Origin of the sequence: Streptomyces sp. NPDC050485 (assembly GCF_044458185.1) — a bacterium.
Classification (GTDB): Bacteria; Actinomycetota; Actinomycetes; order Streptomycetales; family Streptomycetaceae; genus Streptomyces.
On sequence record NZ_JBITHR010000049.1, the window covers coordinates 12015 to 27337 of the forward strand.

General features: G+C 67.1%; 15 protein-coding genes and 4 pseudogenes. 7 read left to right on the top strand and 12 right to left on the bottom strand.

The window, feature by feature from the left end; translation table 11 throughout:
* Positions 1–476: 476 nt before the first annotated feature.
* The 6 genes and pseudogenes from ACIBK6_RS40715 to ACIBK6_RS40740 form a co-directional block, all read right to left on the bottom strand.
* A complete protein-coding gene (locus ACIBK6_RS40715; protein ID WP_399058259.1) occupies positions 477–776 on the bottom strand; it encodes a hypothetical protein in 300 nt (99 codons plus the stop codon).
* Positions 777–1450: 674 nt separating this feature from the next.
* Positions 1451–2143: a helicase associated domain-containing protein gene (locus ACIBK6_RS40720; RefSeq protein ID WP_399058261.1), complete on the bottom strand. Its 693-nt coding sequence runs from the start codon at positions 2141–2143 to the stop codon at positions 1451–1453.
* A 65-nt stretch (positions 2144–2208) separates the two neighbouring features.
* Positions 2209–2607 (bottom strand): annotated as a pseudogene (locus ACIBK6_RS40725) (helicase associated domain-containing protein); the annotation flags it as partial.
* Between the two features lie 186 nt (positions 2608–2793).
* Entirely contained in the window at positions 2794–3222 is a 429-nt protein-coding gene (locus tag ACIBK6_RS40730) for a nuclear transport factor 2 family protein (RefSeq protein WP_399058263.1), read from the bottom strand.
* Positions 3223–3616: 394 nt separating this feature from the next.
* On the bottom strand, positions 3617–4456 hold the full coding sequence (locus tag ACIBK6_RS40735) for a class I SAM-dependent methyltransferase (RefSeq protein WP_399058265.1): 840 nt from the start codon (positions 4454–4456) through the stop codon (positions 3617–3619).
* 201 nt (positions 4457–4657) lie between these two features.
* Positions 4658–5323 (bottom strand): annotated as a pseudogene (locus ACIBK6_RS40740) (IS6 family transposase); the annotation flags it as partial.
* A 54-nt stretch (positions 5324–5377) separates the two neighbouring features.
* Between ACIBK6_RS40740 and ACIBK6_RS40745 the strand changes: the two are divergent.
* The 5 genes and pseudogenes from ACIBK6_RS40745 to ACIBK6_RS40765 form a co-directional block, all read left to right on the top strand.
* Positions 5378–5473, top strand: a pseudogene (locus ACIBK6_RS40745) (VOC family protein); the annotation flags it as partial.
* Positions 5474–5929: 456 nt separating this feature from the next.
* On the top strand, positions 5930–6937 hold the full coding sequence (locus ACIBK6_RS40750) for a hypothetical protein (RefSeq protein ID WP_399058267.1): 1008 nt from the start codon (positions 5930–5932) through the stop codon (positions 6935–6937).
* A gap of 299 nt (positions 6938–7236) precedes the next feature.
* On the top strand, positions 7237–8142 hold the full coding sequence (locus tag ACIBK6_RS40755) for an SAM-dependent methyltransferase (protein ID WP_399058269.1): 906 nt from the start codon (positions 7237–7239) through the stop codon (positions 8140–8142).
* Positions 8143–8618: 476 nt separating this feature from the next.
* On the top strand, positions 8619–9479 hold the full coding sequence (locus ACIBK6_RS40760) for an integrase (protein ID WP_399058271.1): 861 nt from the start codon (positions 8619–8621) through the stop codon (positions 9477–9479).
* Positions 9427–9690, top strand: coding sequence for an integrase core domain-containing protein (locus ACIBK6_RS40765; protein ID WP_399058273.1), 264 nt, complete (start codon positions 9427–9429; stop codon positions 9688–9690). The genes ACIBK6_RS40760 and ACIBK6_RS40765 overlap by 53 nt, the downstream gene beginning before the upstream one ends.
* A gap of 280 nt (positions 9691–9970) precedes the next feature.
* On the opposite strand, the gene ACIBK6_RS40770 is transcribed toward ACIBK6_RS40765, so the two are convergent.
* Genes ACIBK6_RS40770 through ACIBK6_RS40780 form a run of 3 tightly spaced genes read right to left on the bottom strand, consistent with a single transcriptional unit; the run spans position 9971 to position 10635 of the window.
* Entirely contained in the window at positions 9971–10216 is a 246-nt protein-coding gene (locus ACIBK6_RS40770) for a type II toxin-antitoxin system RelE/ParE family toxin (protein WP_399058275.1), read from the bottom strand.
* A complete protein-coding gene (locus ACIBK6_RS40775; RefSeq protein ID WP_399058277.1) occupies positions 10213–10473 on the bottom strand; it encodes a type II toxin-antitoxin system Phd/YefM family antitoxin in 261 nt (86 codons plus the stop codon). Before ACIBK6_RS40775 ends, ACIBK6_RS40770 begins: the two co-directional genes overlap by 4 nt.
* Positions 10474–10500: 27 nt before the next feature.
* On the bottom strand, positions 10501–10635 hold the full coding sequence (locus ACIBK6_RS40780) for a hypothetical protein (protein ID WP_399058279.1): 135 nt from the start codon (positions 10633–10635) through the stop codon (positions 10501–10503).
* 52 nt (positions 10636–10687) lie between these two features.
* Here ACIBK6_RS40780 and ACIBK6_RS40785 point away from each other — a divergent pair, with 52 nt between their 5' ends.
* Together ACIBK6_RS40785 and ACIBK6_RS40790 are read left to right on the top strand one after the other, a co-directional pair.
* The gene (locus tag ACIBK6_RS40785; protein WP_399058281.1) at positions 10688–11212 is read left to right on the top strand and encodes a MepB family protein; all 525 of its coding nucleotides are present in this window, start codon (positions 10688–10690) and stop codon (positions 11210–11212) included.
* Positions 11213–11506: 294 nt separating this feature from the next.
* Complete coding sequence (locus ACIBK6_RS40790; RefSeq protein WP_399058283.1) at positions 11507–11677, top strand: hypothetical protein; 171 nt, start codon at positions 11507–11509, stop codon at positions 11675–11677.
* A 127-nt stretch (positions 11678–11804) separates the two neighbouring features.
* Here the strand turns inward: ACIBK6_RS40790 and ACIBK6_RS40795 are convergent.
* From ACIBK6_RS40795 to ACIBK6_RS40805, 3 genes and pseudogenes are all read right to left on the bottom strand, one after another.
* Positions 11805–12755 (bottom strand): annotated as a pseudogene (locus ACIBK6_RS40795) (helicase); the annotation flags it as partial.
* A gap of 445 nt (positions 12756–13200) precedes the next feature.
* On the bottom strand, positions 13201–13947 hold the full coding sequence (locus ACIBK6_RS40800) for a hypothetical protein (RefSeq protein ID WP_399058285.1): 747 nt from the start codon (positions 13945–13947) through the stop codon (positions 13201–13203).
* A 212-nt stretch (positions 13948–14159) separates the two neighbouring features.
* Positions 14160–14855 (bottom strand): hypothetical protein, encoded by a 696-nt coding sequence (locus ACIBK6_RS40805; RefSeq protein ID WP_399058287.1) that lies wholly within the window; start codon positions 14853–14855, stop codon positions 14160–14162.
* Positions 14856–15323 lie beyond the last annotated feature (468 nt).

Genomic DNA, 15323 nt, shown 5'->3' on the forward strand with positions numbered 1-15323 from the left:
AGCAGTCACCAGGCCGGCGCGCCCGCAATGTCTGTGCCCGCTCTGATGGGGCCGGGCAGAAGGCCGGGCTGTGGGTGGTGGTGGGGGCGCTGGGCCCGCTGTGGCCTTGGGCCTCTGCCGCGTGCGGACCCGCAGAAGCGGACGTGCTTGGCCGCCGGTGCCGCCGGTGCGGACGCGACTGTCCGGTGCCCGGTCCGGTCCGGCGCAGTGGGTGAGTGTGCCGGGTCCCGGGGCGACTGGTCAGACCCCGGGACCCTTGGGGGCACTCTCTAACGTGATCTTGCGCCCGTTCAACGACTCTGTGCGGTCCCGGTCACTCCGCATCCCCCGCCCAGCCCATTGCGGGCCTGGCGTCGTGGTTCTGGCTGTCCATGACGGTCTGTTCGGTGTGCAGTTGGCCTGCCCACAAGGCCCCGGGTGTGCCCGCGGCCCCCTGCGTGGCAGGGGGCCGCGGGCCAGGCGTGGTGGTCGAAGCGTCAGAGGAGCTTCTGCGGGGCCTGGTACTGGTTGACGGGTGCGATGTTGCAGGCGGCCTTGGGGCTGCCGAGGGCGTGTCCGCCGATGCCCTCGCCCTCGGGCAGCGGCACGGCGCAGCGGAGGTCGACGTTGATGAGCGGGGCACCGTAGGTGTTGCCGATGCCGCCCGCCTCACCCGCGATGACGGTGTTGCCGTTGCGGGTGCCGAAGTCCGAGGCACCCTGCGCCGAGGCGGGTGCGGCGACGGCCATCGTTGCGGCGGCGGCGAAAATCGCCCCGGCGAGAACCTGCTTGATCACGATCATGCTCCCATTCGGTGGATCAGCGAGAGGGGTGACAGGCTGCCGTGTGGGAAACCTGCCGCGCCCCTTATGAGGGGGTGTCCGGTTGGGTCATGGGCAGGGTCGCGGCGGCCGGCACGGCACCTCGCCGCGTTGCCGGAGCGTACTGAGAGCTCCTCCCTCAAGGCCTTAAGGGCCAGGGGGGACCCCCATGGGAGACGCTCCAGCGCCTTGAGGTGCACCGCACCAGCCGCCGTGGCCCCTTTGTGTCCGACCCTGATCCACCGGACACCCCTGGAACGAGAACCATGCACAACACGTCACAAATTGCGCCCATTTAGGCCAGCCCCGGGCTCGGCGGGCTGCTCAATGCCGGGCTTGGACGCGTATTCCCCGGCAGTCGGCCCGGCCGGCGGGGGTTTTGGGTGTGCAGGGTCCCGGGGCTGCGACCTCGGGACCCTTGTGCACTCATCCTGATCCGGCCCGTTCCAGTCACCCGCTGTCCTGCGTCCAGTCCAGTGCGGGCTCGGCGAGTTGCCCACCGCGACGTGGCCTCGGTGGCCCGCCGGTGGCATCTGCGTCAGTGTGGGTGCGGGAGTGGCCGGCTGCCCATACGGTCGTGATGGCGGCTCCGCTCCCGCCGCCTGCAGGCGGAGCCGCCCCACCACGACCCGTCCCGGTCACCGGCCTTCCTACGTCCAGTCGAGTCCGAGCTCGGCGAGCCGTGCGAGCTGGCCACCGCTGAGCTTGTCCCGGCGGCTCTTCTGGTTCGAGATCCACACTCCGAGCCGCACTTCGTGGTCCTGGCCGTCGATGGTGATCTGTTCGGTGTGCTGACGCGGGACAACGGCCCGTTGCTCACGTTCGACGTACTGGGCAAGTGCCGTCAGGCCCCGTTGGAACGCCGCGTTGCCCAGCCCCGCCTCAGTACGGGCCTGGACGGCCGGTTGCACACCCAGCTTGGCGAGCCGCTTGTGCTGTTCCTCGTTGAGCCGGGTGAAGTCGCGTTGCTGGCGGGTGAGCCAGCGTCCGATGTCGTCACCGCGGTAGGTCACCCCGGGCACGATGCCCGTCAGTAGCGCCCCGTCCGCCAGCAGCGTCGCCAGGCCGACGTAGTGGCGCTGCCAGTCGACAGTCCACCCGAGCAGTGCCGGGTTCCATTCCTTGTCGACTGCCGCGAGCTGCTCGGCCCGCCGCTCGGCGCGTACTGGGTCCTTGCCGAGTCCGCAGGGCTTGCGGATGTTGGTGAGCCACTGCCCGACCGGCTTGTCGAGCGCGGTGGCGTGCCGGGGCGCGGCCAAAGTGCCAGCCTCCGCGAAGTACGCACGCGCAGCCGCGAGGTTCTCCGCGAACACCGCATCGGCGGTGTCCCACACGATCCCCACCGCTTCGAGATCCTTGGCCCGCTCCCCGCTCCCCGCTCCCCGCTCCCCGCTCCCCGCTCCCCGCTCATCTGCCCGGCCCGCAAGGCGCGTCGCTGGTCGGAGAGCCAACGGCCGAGCGGGTAGGCGCCTTCCAGGTGTTCGTAGGGCACCTCCAAGTCCCCTTCCGGCTTCTGGTAGCGGGCGGCGGCTTCGTAGCCGCGCAGCCACTGCGTACCGGGCGGGGGTGGCCTCAAGGAGAGCGGTGGCCTCCGAGAGGGCGGTGACGGCCTCAGCACCGGTGCGCAGTGGGCCGAGGGTGCGCAGACTGGTGGCGATCGTGTCGGGGCTGCCCCAGCGGCGTGCGAGGACGAGTTCTTCGTCGGCCAGGTCCCTCGCGGTGTCGTCATTGCCGAGCCATTGGTGGACGAGCGCGGCGTGGGAGCGTCAGGGGACCGGGGCGGGGTTGTCGTAGCGCCCTCCTGCATCTGCCGTGCACAGGCGTCGAGTTCGCCCAGGGCGTCCTGATGGCGGTGGTGGACGTGGAGGGTCCGGGCTCGTGTCGCTTACAGAACGGTGGTCACCCAGCCGGAAAGCTGCGCGACGGAGCCCACGCGGTTCTGAACCGTTCCGGGTTCGGTGGAGACTCCGGAGTGACTCTCTAGTGGTGACGGTCAGCCCAGGCGGTCCGGAAGCGGGGCCAGAGCGAAGTTGTCCCAGATGAAGTTGTCGATTTGATGCTGGTCGCTGCTGAGGTTGATGACTCGGTCGACCTGGCCGTCGGTGTTGAAGTGCCACACCAGTGCTGAGACCGTGTCCATGTTGCCTATGCCCTCGGCCGTACGGCTCCGGTGGACATCAACCACGTAGTCGTCGTTGCTGCCGAAGAAGATCGGGTCGGCCTTGAAGGCGGTTTTGCCGAGTTGATCCACGAGGCTGCGGACCTCCGCCACTCCTCGCTTGACACCCGACAGGGGGTGGCGTCCGGAGACCGTCCACTCGATGTCAGCCGCCAGGACGGCACTCATCGCATCCATGTCACCGGCCGCGTAGGCGGTGAAGAACTGCTCGATTGCCTCGACCTTCGGATCCTTCGCGCTCATCAAGTACTCCTCATCGTCCTGCCCGTTCAGTGACACCACGCAGTACAACAGGCCCCACCGCACCCCGCCAGGACTCTCGAACTCCCCTCAAGCGGAACCACACCGCCCTCCAACCCGCCCCACGATACGAGCGTGTCAGGGGAGGCCGTCGCGCCGCACTCCGGAACCCCGCCAGCGTCACCACCGACTACGGGCAGCCCTCCCTGAGATGTCTATGGGTGTCAAGCAGTGGCTCTGGTCGGGCCTTCGTGGTCAGTCGCCGTGCTCGTGGGCATGATGAGCCGGTAGGTGTTCGTCGTTGAGCTGGCGGAAGTCGCGTTGCCGGGGGACGAGCCAGCCCCACGGAGGCCAGTGTTCCCGGGCCGGACTGCGGGTCCGATTCGAACCGGATCCGTCATGCCGTGGGGCGTTGTGCGGTGACGGTGAAGTAGTCGAGGGTGCCTTCTTCGAAGGCCCGCAGGAAGTTGCGGGGCCAGGTGCCAGGTTCCCACATGGTGGCCAGCCAGCGGTCCCAGCCGGGCCACACAGACGCCCCGATCGAGGTGACACGGACCCCGGTCAGGCCGGCCTGTTCGAGGCTGGTGACCAGGGAGGGGATGGTGTGCGCGACGTCCAGGCCGGTGGCGAAGGTCTCGAGCAGTTCGGCCAGCCGTCCGGCCCGGGCCGGATCGGCGCCGGGGACGAAGAAGCCGGCGACAACGGCGCGGCCGCCGGGCCGCAGCACGCGCGCGGTCTCCCGGGCGAACGCACCGATGTCGCGGAAGTGCTGGGCCGCCTCGACGCTGTACAGACAGTCGAACTCGCCATCACCGAACGGCATGTCCTCGGCTGCGCCGCGTGCGAAGCACAACCGTTTGGGCCGGCGGGCCAGCAGGACGGAGTTGGCCCGCTCCGCCCGCTTGAGCTGCTGTGGATGGATGTCCATGCCGGTCACGTGCGCGAAGCCGTACTCCGCGAGCGCCACCGCGGCGCCGGCCCCAAGACCGGAGCCGACCTCCACGGCCCGTAGCCCCTCAACGGGCGCCAAGCTGCTGAGCACATGGCGGTACATGGCCTCTTGGCTGCTGATCCGGTCCTGCTCGGTCAGCGGCTGGTCGAGGTCGATGCCCTGCCAGTAGCCGAAGTTGATGAATCCCCCGCCGAACAGGGGCATCGCACCGAGATCGGCCGGACCGTACGCCTCCTGGACCGCGGGCGGGATCGGGTGCTGCGCCGCCCCGGAACACTGCGTCATCTGTGCCACCTCTGTGATGAAGAGCGCGCCGCCGCGCGGCGACCACACCGAGGCCGCTGCCCATCAACTGCCCCGATCTAGCCGTCAGCACGCTCCCTCGTCCACGACGGGTCCGTGCCCGCGCAGACGCCTGCCCCCTGGCGCGACCTGACTTGGAGCCAAGCACGAGAGGGCTCGGGGCTGGTCCGTATGGGTGTGGACGCGCAGCGAGTTGAGCTTGGTCCGCGGCGTTTCCGCATGGCGGTGGGGCCGGAAGAGTGTGGAGATCCTCGAGAGCGCGGCGAGGAATCTCTGGGCCGCACCACTGGAGCAGAAGCCCTTCATGGCGCGCTCGCGCTGTCTCGTGGGCTGATGGGAGTTCTCGAACCGATTGTTGAGGTACTGCGAACTGCGGTGCTCCACCGACGGCATGACCTGACGGTGGGCGGCACCGTAGGAGCGCAGCTTGTCCGTGACGATCACGCGGGGCACGTACCCGGCATCCTTGAGGAGCTTGCGGACGAACCGCTTCGCCGCGGCCGTGTCGCGCTTGTCCGTCACGAGGATGTCGAGGACGTTCCCGTCCTGGTCGACGGCCCGCCACAGGTACCGCATCCGCCCGTTGACCTTGATGAACACCTCGTCCAGGTGCCACTTGTCGCCCGGCCTCGGCTGCCGGTGGCGCAGCTGCGCCGCGTAGGCAGGGCCGAGCGTCGCGCACCAGGATCGGACGGACTCGTAGGAGACGGTGACCCCGCGTTCGAAGAGGAGCTCCTCGACCTCGCGGTACGAGAGCGGGAACCGGTGATACAGCCACACAGCGTGACCGATCACCTCAGGCGGAAACCGGTACCCCTTGTGTGACGACGCCGTCCCAGCATCCGCCACGAACCCCTCCCACGACGACCAACACCAAGATCATCCCACGGGCCCGCAGGCAACTTGATAGCGCCGTTTCGCGGCATCTACGGAATGCCGGTGTTCGTGACGATTCCGACATCCGATCTGGCCGCGTCCACGGACTTCTGGGTGCGGGGCGATGCCGTATCCGGCGTGAATCTCAGTGAGATTGTCGCTGGCGCGATCCGCGGCCAGGCCTCGTGAACAGGGCTTCCCCGGGCGGGGTTTGCGCCCGGGCGCACCGCGGCGTGCGGGGCGTGGGTGGGGTGCGCGGGGATGTACCGATGTCATGTGCACTGCTTCCGTGCGCCCTTACACGGTGGGGATGCCGGGCAGGTCGGGGGAGGAGGCTGAATGCGTGTTCGGGTTTCGGGCTGTTCCCGCCAGGGGGTGGCGGTGACCCGGCGGGTCGGCGGATGCGGCCGGGAGCCGCCCGGGGCGGTGTCCATCATGTCGGCGCCCTTGCGTGGCACCAGGCAGTCGCGGCTGCTGCGCGTCAACGGCCGCGTCGTGGGCGCCGACCAAGGCCCACCACGCGCCAGCACCATGTCATAAGCGGTAAGCAACAGAGCTCATGGAGAGGATCAGACGAGAATGCTTCCTGACGATGTGTCGGGTCAGATCTGTTTCGATGGTTTGAGCATCATCGAAGACCAGATGGCGGCTGTGGCACGCCTGAACGTCGACGGTCACAGTTGGGAGAGGGTCGGTTATAGGGAGGAGTGGGATCTCACGCCCATCGAGTTCACCGAGTGGCCGCTGGATTTCTCCGCTACCCGACTGCACCCGCAGCGGATGGCGCGCTATCGGGTGGATGCCTACAACTGGGCCAGGGCCATGCACCCGATCCCCGTGGCTGCAGACCGGAAGGCGTTCGAAGCCGCAGTGCTGGCCAACCTCGGACTGATGTGCTGCGATCATCCCGATAGCGCCTTCAGCAAGGAGGAGATCGCCGCGCGGGAGATCGTGCTCTGCGGGGTACCGATGGAGGAAATCCTCGACTACCTGTTCCTGCCGCTCGGCGATGCGCGCGAACGCTGGAAGCGTGAGTACTACGACAGCCTGTACATGCACGTCGAGCACGTGGCGGACACCCCCTCGCCGCTGTACCGCGCATGGCTGGACCTGGCCCAAAGCAGCTACCTCGGCTACCTGCGGGTCCGCAACATCGACGGAGCCTATGCGGCGAGCTGCGTCTTCTCGCTGTGCACAGAGAAGCGGGACCACGTCGTGGTCGACGAGGAGTTGCTGAACCTCACGACCGAGGCCACCATCATCGCCCACGACGTCCTGACCTACCCCAAGCACAAGAGTGAGCACGAGGTCTTCTCCCTGGTGCGATACACGGGCGAGGACGCCCTGGAGGGGCTCTACTACCGGGCGGGAAACATTGCGAACCGTGTCTGTGCCCTCACCCTCGACAGAGGAGTGGGCGACGGCTACCGGGCCTTCATCTGGGGACTGTATGCGGTGCGCGCCAACAATGCGCGGTATGAGTTCGCCAAGCCCTGGGCCAACGCGTGCCGGATCGAGGTGCCTCTTTCCTCGACCTGGCACCGCCAGCCCGACGCCATGCAGATCGTCCACACCGATCCGTCCTGATCACGTCTCTGCCAGAAAGATCACCCCGTCGACCGCGATCCGCGGGTCGCCGCGGATCGCGGTCGACGTAGCCGATTCGACATCGTGAGACGCGCCAGTGGTACGGCCAGCCAGGATGTCGCCTCGCCGGTGACCGTAGGCCGACTCGAGACCCCGCAGCGGCGTCCCGCGACAGAACCTCTCGGCCGATCACCACAGTCGTCCGCGAAATCGAATCGGCCGTGCAGAGATCGAGGCGCAAGCCGCCGTGCAACCGTCCAACTCGCCTGAAGATTCGCCGCCGCCGGCAACATCCTCGGGTGCGCACACAATTCAATCCGACCCAGTTGGGGGATCGAATGACCAGCTCAGCCGGTGAGCGTCCACACGCACTGATCCGCAATGAGTACGAAGCATCGGTATTCGATTTGTACGACACCAAGCGCAATGACCCGCTCAATCTGGACCTCGGCAAAACTGATGGCTATTACCATCATCATTTCGCGGTCCGGGACTTCGACCGTAGCCTGCTCGAGCTTGCGGGCGAGCAGCGGGAAACAGCTATCAACGTCGAACTGCATCGCATGGAGACCGACCAGGTGCAGATCGTCGTAAACGCGTTGCAGTACCTGCCCAGTTCTGCGCGCGTGCTCGACGCGGGGTCCGGCCGCGGAGGCACTGCGCTACTGCTCAATCGCGCGCTGCACTGTCAGGTCGACGGCGTGAACTTCTCCACATACCAGAACGGTTTCGCGCGCACCGAAGCGGAGCGACTCCAGGTTGGCGAGCAGGTTCGGTTCCACGACCGCAACATGATTGATACCGGTTTCCCGGACGGGTACTTCGACGCCGTGGTCACCAACGAAACGACCATGCACGTATCGCCGGACGAAGCGTTTGCCGAATTCGCGCGAGTTCTCAGGCGTGGCGGTCGCTATGTCTTGATCAGCTGGTGTCACAACGATGCAGTTCCGTCCGATCCGCAGGAGGTGGCGGCCATAGACGATCATTACCGGTGCCATGTTCACCATCGCAGCACGTACCTTCGCGTGTTGCTGGAGAACGATCTCATCCCCTATCAGGTCGACGACTTGACACTGGCCGCCATTCCCTACTGGGAGCTTCGCAGTGAATCCACACTGGCCTCGGGTATAGAACCGAGTTTCCTATCAGGCCACCGGGCAGATCGCCTCAATTATATCCGGGTGATCTCCCGCCGGCGATGAACAGGTGCGAGGGTTTCGTCAAGCTGCCGGTGCTGCAGGCGAGTTGGGGCATGCTGAGGGTGTTCGGGCGGCGCGCCAGGCGCTCCCGTGGAGGGTGAGACGCCACTGTCGTACAAGAGTGTTCTACAGCTGGATGATCACCGTGGGGATCTCGCTTGTCCGGTTGCCTGCAGACCATGTGCAATCACTGGTGGCGGCGTCGTAACAAGGCCAGCTGAGCGACGGCCACCTGACCCCCAGATAGGGGTCTGACGAGCAGCGTGAGCGCCCTTGAGGCCCCTGAAGTCCCGGTTGCAGGGGGGAAGTTGCGACGGTGCGGATGGGCGCTGATGATGGTCATCGTCCTGACTGTCCGTCGAAGTCTCCGCAGCCTGTGGGTGTCGACAATCCGGTCACCTGCGCTGAGCTGCGGCTTCTGGATCACGGTGTGATCACGTCGGGTGTGTGCGGGAGTCCGTCGGCGCACCTTGGGGATCGTGAGGTTCCGTCTGGTCTACCGGTTCGGCTGCCTCGTGCTCGGCTGGCTGCGCCTGCTGGCGCGGTCCTCCGCGGCCAAGGATGTCGGGATGCTGGTGCTGCGCCATCAGCTGAGCGTTCTCGAACGCGGCAGGCCGAAGCCGGCTTTCGCCCTCGGTGACCGGGCGGTGGTTGCAGCCCTGGTCCGGCTTCTGAGCAGACGTCAGCGCCTCAGCCTGAGACTCCTGGTCACTCCACGCACCGTCCTGCGCTGGCACGCGGGGCTGGTCGCGCGGAAATGGACCTGTCCGCGCCGAGGGCCGGGGCGGCCACCCAAGCCCGCTGCCTTGCGAGCTCTGGCACTGTGCCTGGCCCGCGAGAACGACACCTGGGGGTATCGCCGGATCCACGGTGAACTGCGCACCATGGGCTGGAAGGTTGCCGCCTCCACCATCTGGGAGATCTTGAAGCAGGCCGGGGTCGATCCGGTGCCCGGGCGTGCCGACCGCTCCTGGTCGAAGTTCCTCACCGCCCAGGCCCAGGGGATCCTCGCCGTCGACGTCTTCCATGTGGACACCGTGCTCCTGCGGCGCGTGTTCGTCCTGTTCTTCATCGGGCACGGCACCCGGCGGGTGCACATCGCCGGCGTCACCCGGCACGTCACCGCTGCATGGGCGGCCCAGCGGGCCCGCGACCTCCTGATGACCCTGGACGACACACGCACCGCCGGCATCGGGTACCTGATCCGGGACAACGCCGGCTATTTCACTGAGGGCTTTCACTGCCGTCGGCGCCCGCGTGGTGCCCATCCTGCCGGGTGTGCCCCGGATGAACGCAATCGCCGAGCGCTGGGTGGGATCCTGGCGCCGCGCGGCCACTGACCGGGTCCTGATCATCGGCGAACGTCACCTGCAGCTCGTCGTCGACGAGTACGTCGGCCACTACAAGGGACATCGGCCTCACCGATCACTCGGACAGCGATGCCCCGATGATGTCGGCGCGCCCGAACCACCCACCGTCAATGACCCATCGCGAGTCAGCCGACGCGACCGCCTTGGTGCCGTCATCCACGAATACGCGCAGGTCGCATAGGGTGACGGGGTTGTCGGCACGCACAGGCTGCCGTTGGAGGAAGCCGGTGCCGGGGCCGTCCGCGTGCCGTGCCGAGTACTCTCGTCCGCACAGGTCAGGCTGGCCGTTCGCCGAACACCGTCAGGGCGTACGCCTCCGCGCCTGGCTCCGCACTCGCCCGGCCCCCCAGACCGTCCTTTCGAACCGGTAGGTCTGGCGCTCGGACTGCCGCTGGGACGGGCCTGGAAACGCCGAAGGGGTGGCCTCACGCAGGAGGCCGCCCCTTCGGGCATGTCGTCGTTCAGCGCACGCGTCCCAGGTGGATGATGCTGACGCGGATCTGCTGGTCGTTGATCTCGTACAGCACGCGGTAGATCCCGACGTGGATGCGCAGGATGTCGGCGCTGCCGAACGCACCGTCGGGACGGGGGTCGTCTGCGAGGCGGTCGACGGCGGTGAAGACCTGGCGGACCCCGTTGGGGTGGTCCTTGGCGAACTTCTCCGCCTGGGCGAGGGCCTCGGGTTCCCAGGTGACCTCGTAGCTCACGCCTCAGCTCCGCCGAACACGCGGCGGTATGCCTCGTCGTGTGGGATGCCGGCGCTCTCGCCGCGTTCCTGGCGGGCTCGGTAGGCGGCCAGGGCCCGCATTTCCTGCAGTTCGAGGGCGTCGGCGGGGCTGACCAGTATGGCGATGGTCTGCCCGTGGTCGGTGATGGCGACCGGTTCCCGGGTGGCGCTGACCTCGCGCGCGATGGCGCCCAGGCGGGCGCGGGCTTCCACGATCGAGTAGGTCGTCTCCGTCATGCACACCACCTTACGGAAGTGTGCACATCATGGCACCTTCTTCAGCGTCGCCCCGCGGTCACTGTCCAGTACGGGTTGAGCTGCATGCGATCTTGCATAGGTCAGCGTGACTTTGCATCGAGGGGTGATCTGGAAGACGTAGGTGTGCTTGTCGAAGCGCATGACCACACCCTGTTGATCTTCGGCTCGCCGATCAACCTGGCAGGATGACGGCATGGTGACGAATCAGCCATGGACAGGGCTTCACGATGACCTTCTGGCGGCGAAGGCGTTGGTGTACGACCCGAGCGGTTTTGCCTGCTCACTTCCGGTGCCCGAACCGGAGAGCGCCGAGTACGCGGCTCATGCCTTCACGCTCGATGGCCTCTCAGTCCGGTTCCGCGTGGCCAAGACCACCCCGACGAAGGTCGGCCAGTTCGTCACCGTGTGGCAGCGGTCCAAGGAGGGGCCGATCCGGCCCTTCGACGCCGACGACGGGGTAGACCTCTTCGTCATCAGCAGCCGGGACGACGACGGCTTCGGGCAGTTCGTGTTCCCGCGCGAGGTGCTGAGCAAGCGCGACATCGTCTCCCGCAACGGCTCCGGCGGAAAGCGGGGGTTCCGCGTCTACCCGCCATGGGTGACCACGACCAACCGGCAGGCCCGCACCACGCAGGCATGGCAGGTGAACTACTTCCTCAATCTCGGCCAGGACGGGCCTGCCGACCTGACCCGTCCCCACGCCCTCTACCACCCGTAGGTGTCCCCTTCGGCCCCCGCGTCCGGCTGCCAGGCGAACGGGTCACGCAGGAGTCACCAGGCAAGCTCTGTGTACTTCGTGGCAGTGGCCGGCGAGGGGTCGAAAGCACGGTCAGGTCAGGCGACCGCCGAAGATCCCGCACCCTTCTGATTCTCCTGTGGGTGGCGGCAAGGCCATTGACACCTGGCGCGGGAGCATTGTCAGAGACTTCACCACGCCCGAGCTTGGTTGCCCCGAAACGCCGCCGATGACTGGCCGTTTCACACCCACGGATGAGATTGCAGGTCCCACAGAATGGGTCTCGGAGCCCTCCTGCCGATATGGCTGATCGCCCTCATCATGGCGGGTTGCGCCATCGCGGCTTCCTTCCTCGTCGAGCGGGGCAAAAGGACTGGATGCCTCCTGGCGTCCGCCACCCTCGCCGTTGTCCTTCTGCTGCCTGCCGCGGCACTCCTGATCAGCTAGTGGTGCGAGGAGTTGGGTTCGATGCGTTGGGCGGGACAAGGAGCGGCCCCTGGCGGGCAGAGGGGGGAAAGGCGTCCTTTTGCTTCAAGGGCCGCCAGCGCGAGGTCTTCTACCGGCCTGCGGGCGGGCTTCGGGCTGTCCCGGCGAGCGCTTCTGGCCGTCGCGGGCCGAAGCGGAGCAGCGCGGACTCGACAGCGGCCTGCGTGTCGTCCTCCTGGTCCCCACTGTCACCGTCACCGCTGTCCCCGTCGCTGTCGCTGCTGTTGGCGCCGATGATGCGGCCGTCCGCGTCGCGCCTGACGTGCACTCGTCGTTGGTGCGCGCTGCGGGTCAGGGCGTGGGAGGCGAGCTGCTCGACGAGGTGTTCGTCATGGCTGCGCAGGCCTTGGAGGATGGCGACGAGCGGCGCGTACGAGGCGGAGGCGATCATGTCGTGGGGGTCTTCGCCGGGTTCGAGGAAGACCGGCACGATGATCCGGGCGAACTTCGTCGTCCCGCCGGGGTTGGGGCGCAGGGCGCGTCCGATGTTCTGGACGATTTCGACCTGGGAGCCGCGGGTGTCGGCGAAGCAGACGGCCTCGACGCCCCGCTCGCCGACGATGTCGACGCCCTCGCCGAGCACGCGAACGGAGGCGAGAAAAGCCCGGTGGACGCGGTGCCCGGTGGCGTCGATGCCGTTGGCGAACTGGCGTAGTACTTCGCGTCGTTCGGCCACGAGGTGGTCGCCGCAGAGCCAGTTCGCCCATACGCGGTCCGGTGGTACGTGGCGGTCGGTTTCCAGGTCGTAGAGCTTGGCGTCGATCGACGACTTCGGCAACGCCTCCGCGGCGGCCAGGGCTTGGTTGGAGGTCTCGGTGGTGTAGAGAGCGGCGGCGGTCTTGGGCAGCTTGTTGGCGAACGCTTCGGCTTCCTCGACCCGTTGGTGGAAGGTCATCACGGTGCGCAGGTTGTGGGCTGCGGTGTGTTCCAGAAGGGCGGTCTGCAGCAGCGCGAGCCGCCAGCCCCGTACGGCTTCCTCCGAGCCGCCGAGGACCGGGGCCGGGTCGCGGATCTCCAGGACGTCGATCTCGAACCCGGCGGCCTACGGCATGGCGAGCACTCGCAGAATCTGCTGGTACTCGGGCGCGAGCGCCTGAACGACGGCATCCTCGCCTGCGAGGACGTGGCGGTGGCGTTGCCAGTCCACGGGCCGGGGACGGTTCCAGTCCTTGTCGATCTCGGCTATGCCGAAGGAGCCGGACTCGTTGATGAGACGCTCCCGTGGGTGGTTCCCAGTATGTCGTGGGCCTCGGTCAGGGCGTGGGTGATGTCGTGGAGGAGGCTGTCCTGTGCGGCGAGTTGGCTGATGATCTCTATGGGATCGAGCCGTGGTGCTCCTGGTGCTGACGGCGTCTGGCTGGCGGCGGCGAGGTCTGCGAGGATGAGTGCGGCTGCGGAGCAGTGCCGGGCAAGTTCTGCCAGCCTCACCCCGTCGACTTGGCCGCGGCTGCTCGGCACGCTGTTGGGGTCTGGGTGGTTTGTGCTCAACTCGACGGCCTTCCTGCCGTGGACGGTGTGGCGCTGGGTGTCTTGGCTGTCTGTGTGCGTGCGTAGTGGATGTGGTCGTGCAGGGTGGCGAAGGTGCCCGGATCGGCTTGGATCATCTTGTGCTGCGCAGCGGATTCGGCGGTGAACCAGGTGCGGAAGAGATCGCTCTGGCCGATGCAGCGGGCGCTGTCGGTGGCCATGACGACCTCGGCGGAGCCTGGGGCCGGTCGGGGGCGGGTTTCTGGCAGGTGAAGACTGTTGGCGGCGGAGAACACATCGGCGGGCAGATCGTGCCCCTTGCCTTTCATGCAGGCTGACCAGTGTTGCTCCGCCACTTTGACCTGGGCGGTCTTGCGGGATTCCTTGAATGACTTCAACTGCACGTCGTTGGCGGTGTCGAGGTCTTTCGTGAGGTCCGGGCCGCCGGATATCTGGCGGGTCGCCTGCCCGTAGCAGCCTCCTTCGGGAATCGTCTTGCCCCGGTAGCGGTCGGTCTTTCCGCCGCCTCCGTAGGCGACACGGGTCTCATCGGCGGTCGCGGTCGCGTCCGTCGTGCTGTCGTCACCGGGCGTGGACAGCCAGAACCCGAGGGACTGGGCCCGGGTCACGTCCGCCAGTCCGTAGCGGCGGTCGGTGAGTTCCAGCCGCTCCCCCCTGGGCGGTACGGACTCGCTGTAGGCGAGGCCGAAACCGCGCATGCAGATGACGGTCGATGCGTACACGGCATCGACCCACTGGTCCATCTCTGCGTCGGAGAGCGTGTACTGCTCGATGGGTAGACGTCGCTCGACGTCCGAGGCGGAGCCCGCCTCCGAGGGGGAAGCCGCCGATGGTGCGCGGGATGTGGCAGGCGGTCGTGTCGGGCTGTTGGCGCACCCGGTGACGAGGAGTGCAAGCAGCAGGGTTGCGGCACGCCGGTGTCGCCGGTGTGCCGCAACTTTGGCAGAGGACCGTGTCACCACCGGGCAGAGGCGTTCTCGTTGTATGTCTCGTCCAGGTTGCGGCCCGACTTGGGGTTCACCCGGTCCCGAGGGCCGGCGTAGCCGCTGTTGTAGTAGACGACCAGCGGAATGATCCGGTGGTCGATCACGGACGCGGCATTGTTCTTCACATCCTGTCCCACCCCGTCACCTCGCCCGCTGAATTCGTACCCGGCGAAGTTGGAAATGTTGCTTGTCGAGGGCAGGTAGGCGTTACGGAAGTTGGAGTTGTAGTACATGCAGAACTTTTTGACCCCGCCACAGGGATTTTCCTGGAGCAGCGGCGTGCCGTCGGCCAGTTGCGGGACGTACATGGTCGTTCCGTCGGCCGCGGTCCGGGCCTGCAGGGGGATGGAGCCGGCGATCGGCGTGATGCCGTCCCGCCTCTCCTGCGCGGCCTTGGCCTGCTTGTTCCGCAGGTTCTCTGGCGTGAGCTTGCCGTCCCGCTCGTCTAGGACCCGCTGCCGGTCCGTCCCGCTCGTCCCCGAACTCGCGTGCGCGGCCCCGGTGAACCCTGTAACTGCCATCAGCGCGGCTGCCGTTCCTGCCAGAAACCCGTTCGTCATAGTCATGCACAGCAGCGTGATCCAATTCCTGGCAAGCAGGTAGGGCCCGAAGTCAGGCCATCTTCGGGACTTGCAGGATCTAAATATCCGCTGTGCGTCGACCATGGTTGGCAGCCTGACGCCTATGGGTGAATCGGGCTGTTTCACATAGTCGGGTAGCCCGAGGGAATCCCACCGTGGGCGTCCACCGATTCCGTACGTGACGTAAGGGCGGGCCGCCAGCAAGGTTCATGCGACCAGCCCCTTTTCCAACGGCTCCGCCGAACCCGCTGTGCATCCCCGGACCTCATCGTCATGGCCCAGCTCGTCTTCCTGGGACTGATCATCCTCTACGCAGTCATCCCCGCACTCGGCGGCGTGCCCGCCAGCGACGTGCCTCCGCACCTCCAATGACTGGGTGGTCTGGGAGTGTCCGATTAACAGCCCTGGACAGGTGGGCGAGTGTGTCTGAATGATCGTGTAAGTCCGTGAGGTGACGGTGCGCCTGCCGAGAGTGTCGTCCATGCTGCTCACGGGCTTGCTTGGTGGTTGCGGCAGGATGATCACTCGTGTTGCTTCGCCTGGCATACCTGA

Bases quoted from the DNA above. Each gene is read 5' to 3' on its own strand.
- ACIBK6_RS40730 (WP_399058263.1), bottom strand. From the start codon at position 3,222: ATGAGCGCGAAGGATCCGAAGGTCGAGGCAATCGAGCAGTTCTTCACC.
- ACIBK6_RS40735 (WP_399058265.1), bottom strand. From the start codon at position 4,456: ATGACGCAGTGTTCCGGGGCGGCGCAGCACCCGATCCCGCCCGCGGTC.
- ACIBK6_RS40750 (WP_399058267.1), top strand. From the start codon at position 5,930: ATGCTTCCTGACGATGTGTCGGGTCAGATCTGTTTCGATGGTTTGAGC.
- ACIBK6_RS40765 (WP_399058273.1), top strand. From the start codon at position 9,427: ATGAACGCAATCGCCGAGCGCTGGGTGGGATCCTGGCGCCGCGCGGCC.
- ACIBK6_RS40775 (WP_399058277.1), bottom strand. From the start codon at position 10,473: ATGACGGAGACGACCTACTCGATCGTGGAAGCCCGCGCCCGCCTGGGC.
- ACIBK6_RS40780 (WP_399058279.1), bottom strand. From the start codon at position 10,635: ATGCGCTTCGACAAGCACACCTACGTCTTCCAGATCACCCCTCGATGC.
- ACIBK6_RS40785 (WP_399058281.1), top strand. From the start codon at position 10,688: ATGGTGACGAATCAGCCATGGACAGGGCTTCACGATGACCTTCTGGCG.
- ACIBK6_RS40790 (WP_399058283.1), top strand. From the start codon at position 11,507: ATGGGTCTCGGAGCCCTCCTGCCGATATGGCTGATCGCCCTCATCATG.
- ACIBK6_RS40800 (WP_399058285.1), bottom strand. From the start codon at position 13,947: ATGGACCAGTGGGTCGATGCCGTGTACGCATCGACCGTCATCTGCATG.
- ACIBK6_RS40805 (WP_399058287.1), bottom strand. From the start codon at position 14,855: ATGGTCGACGCACAGCGGATATTTAGATCCTGCAAGTCCCGAAGATGG.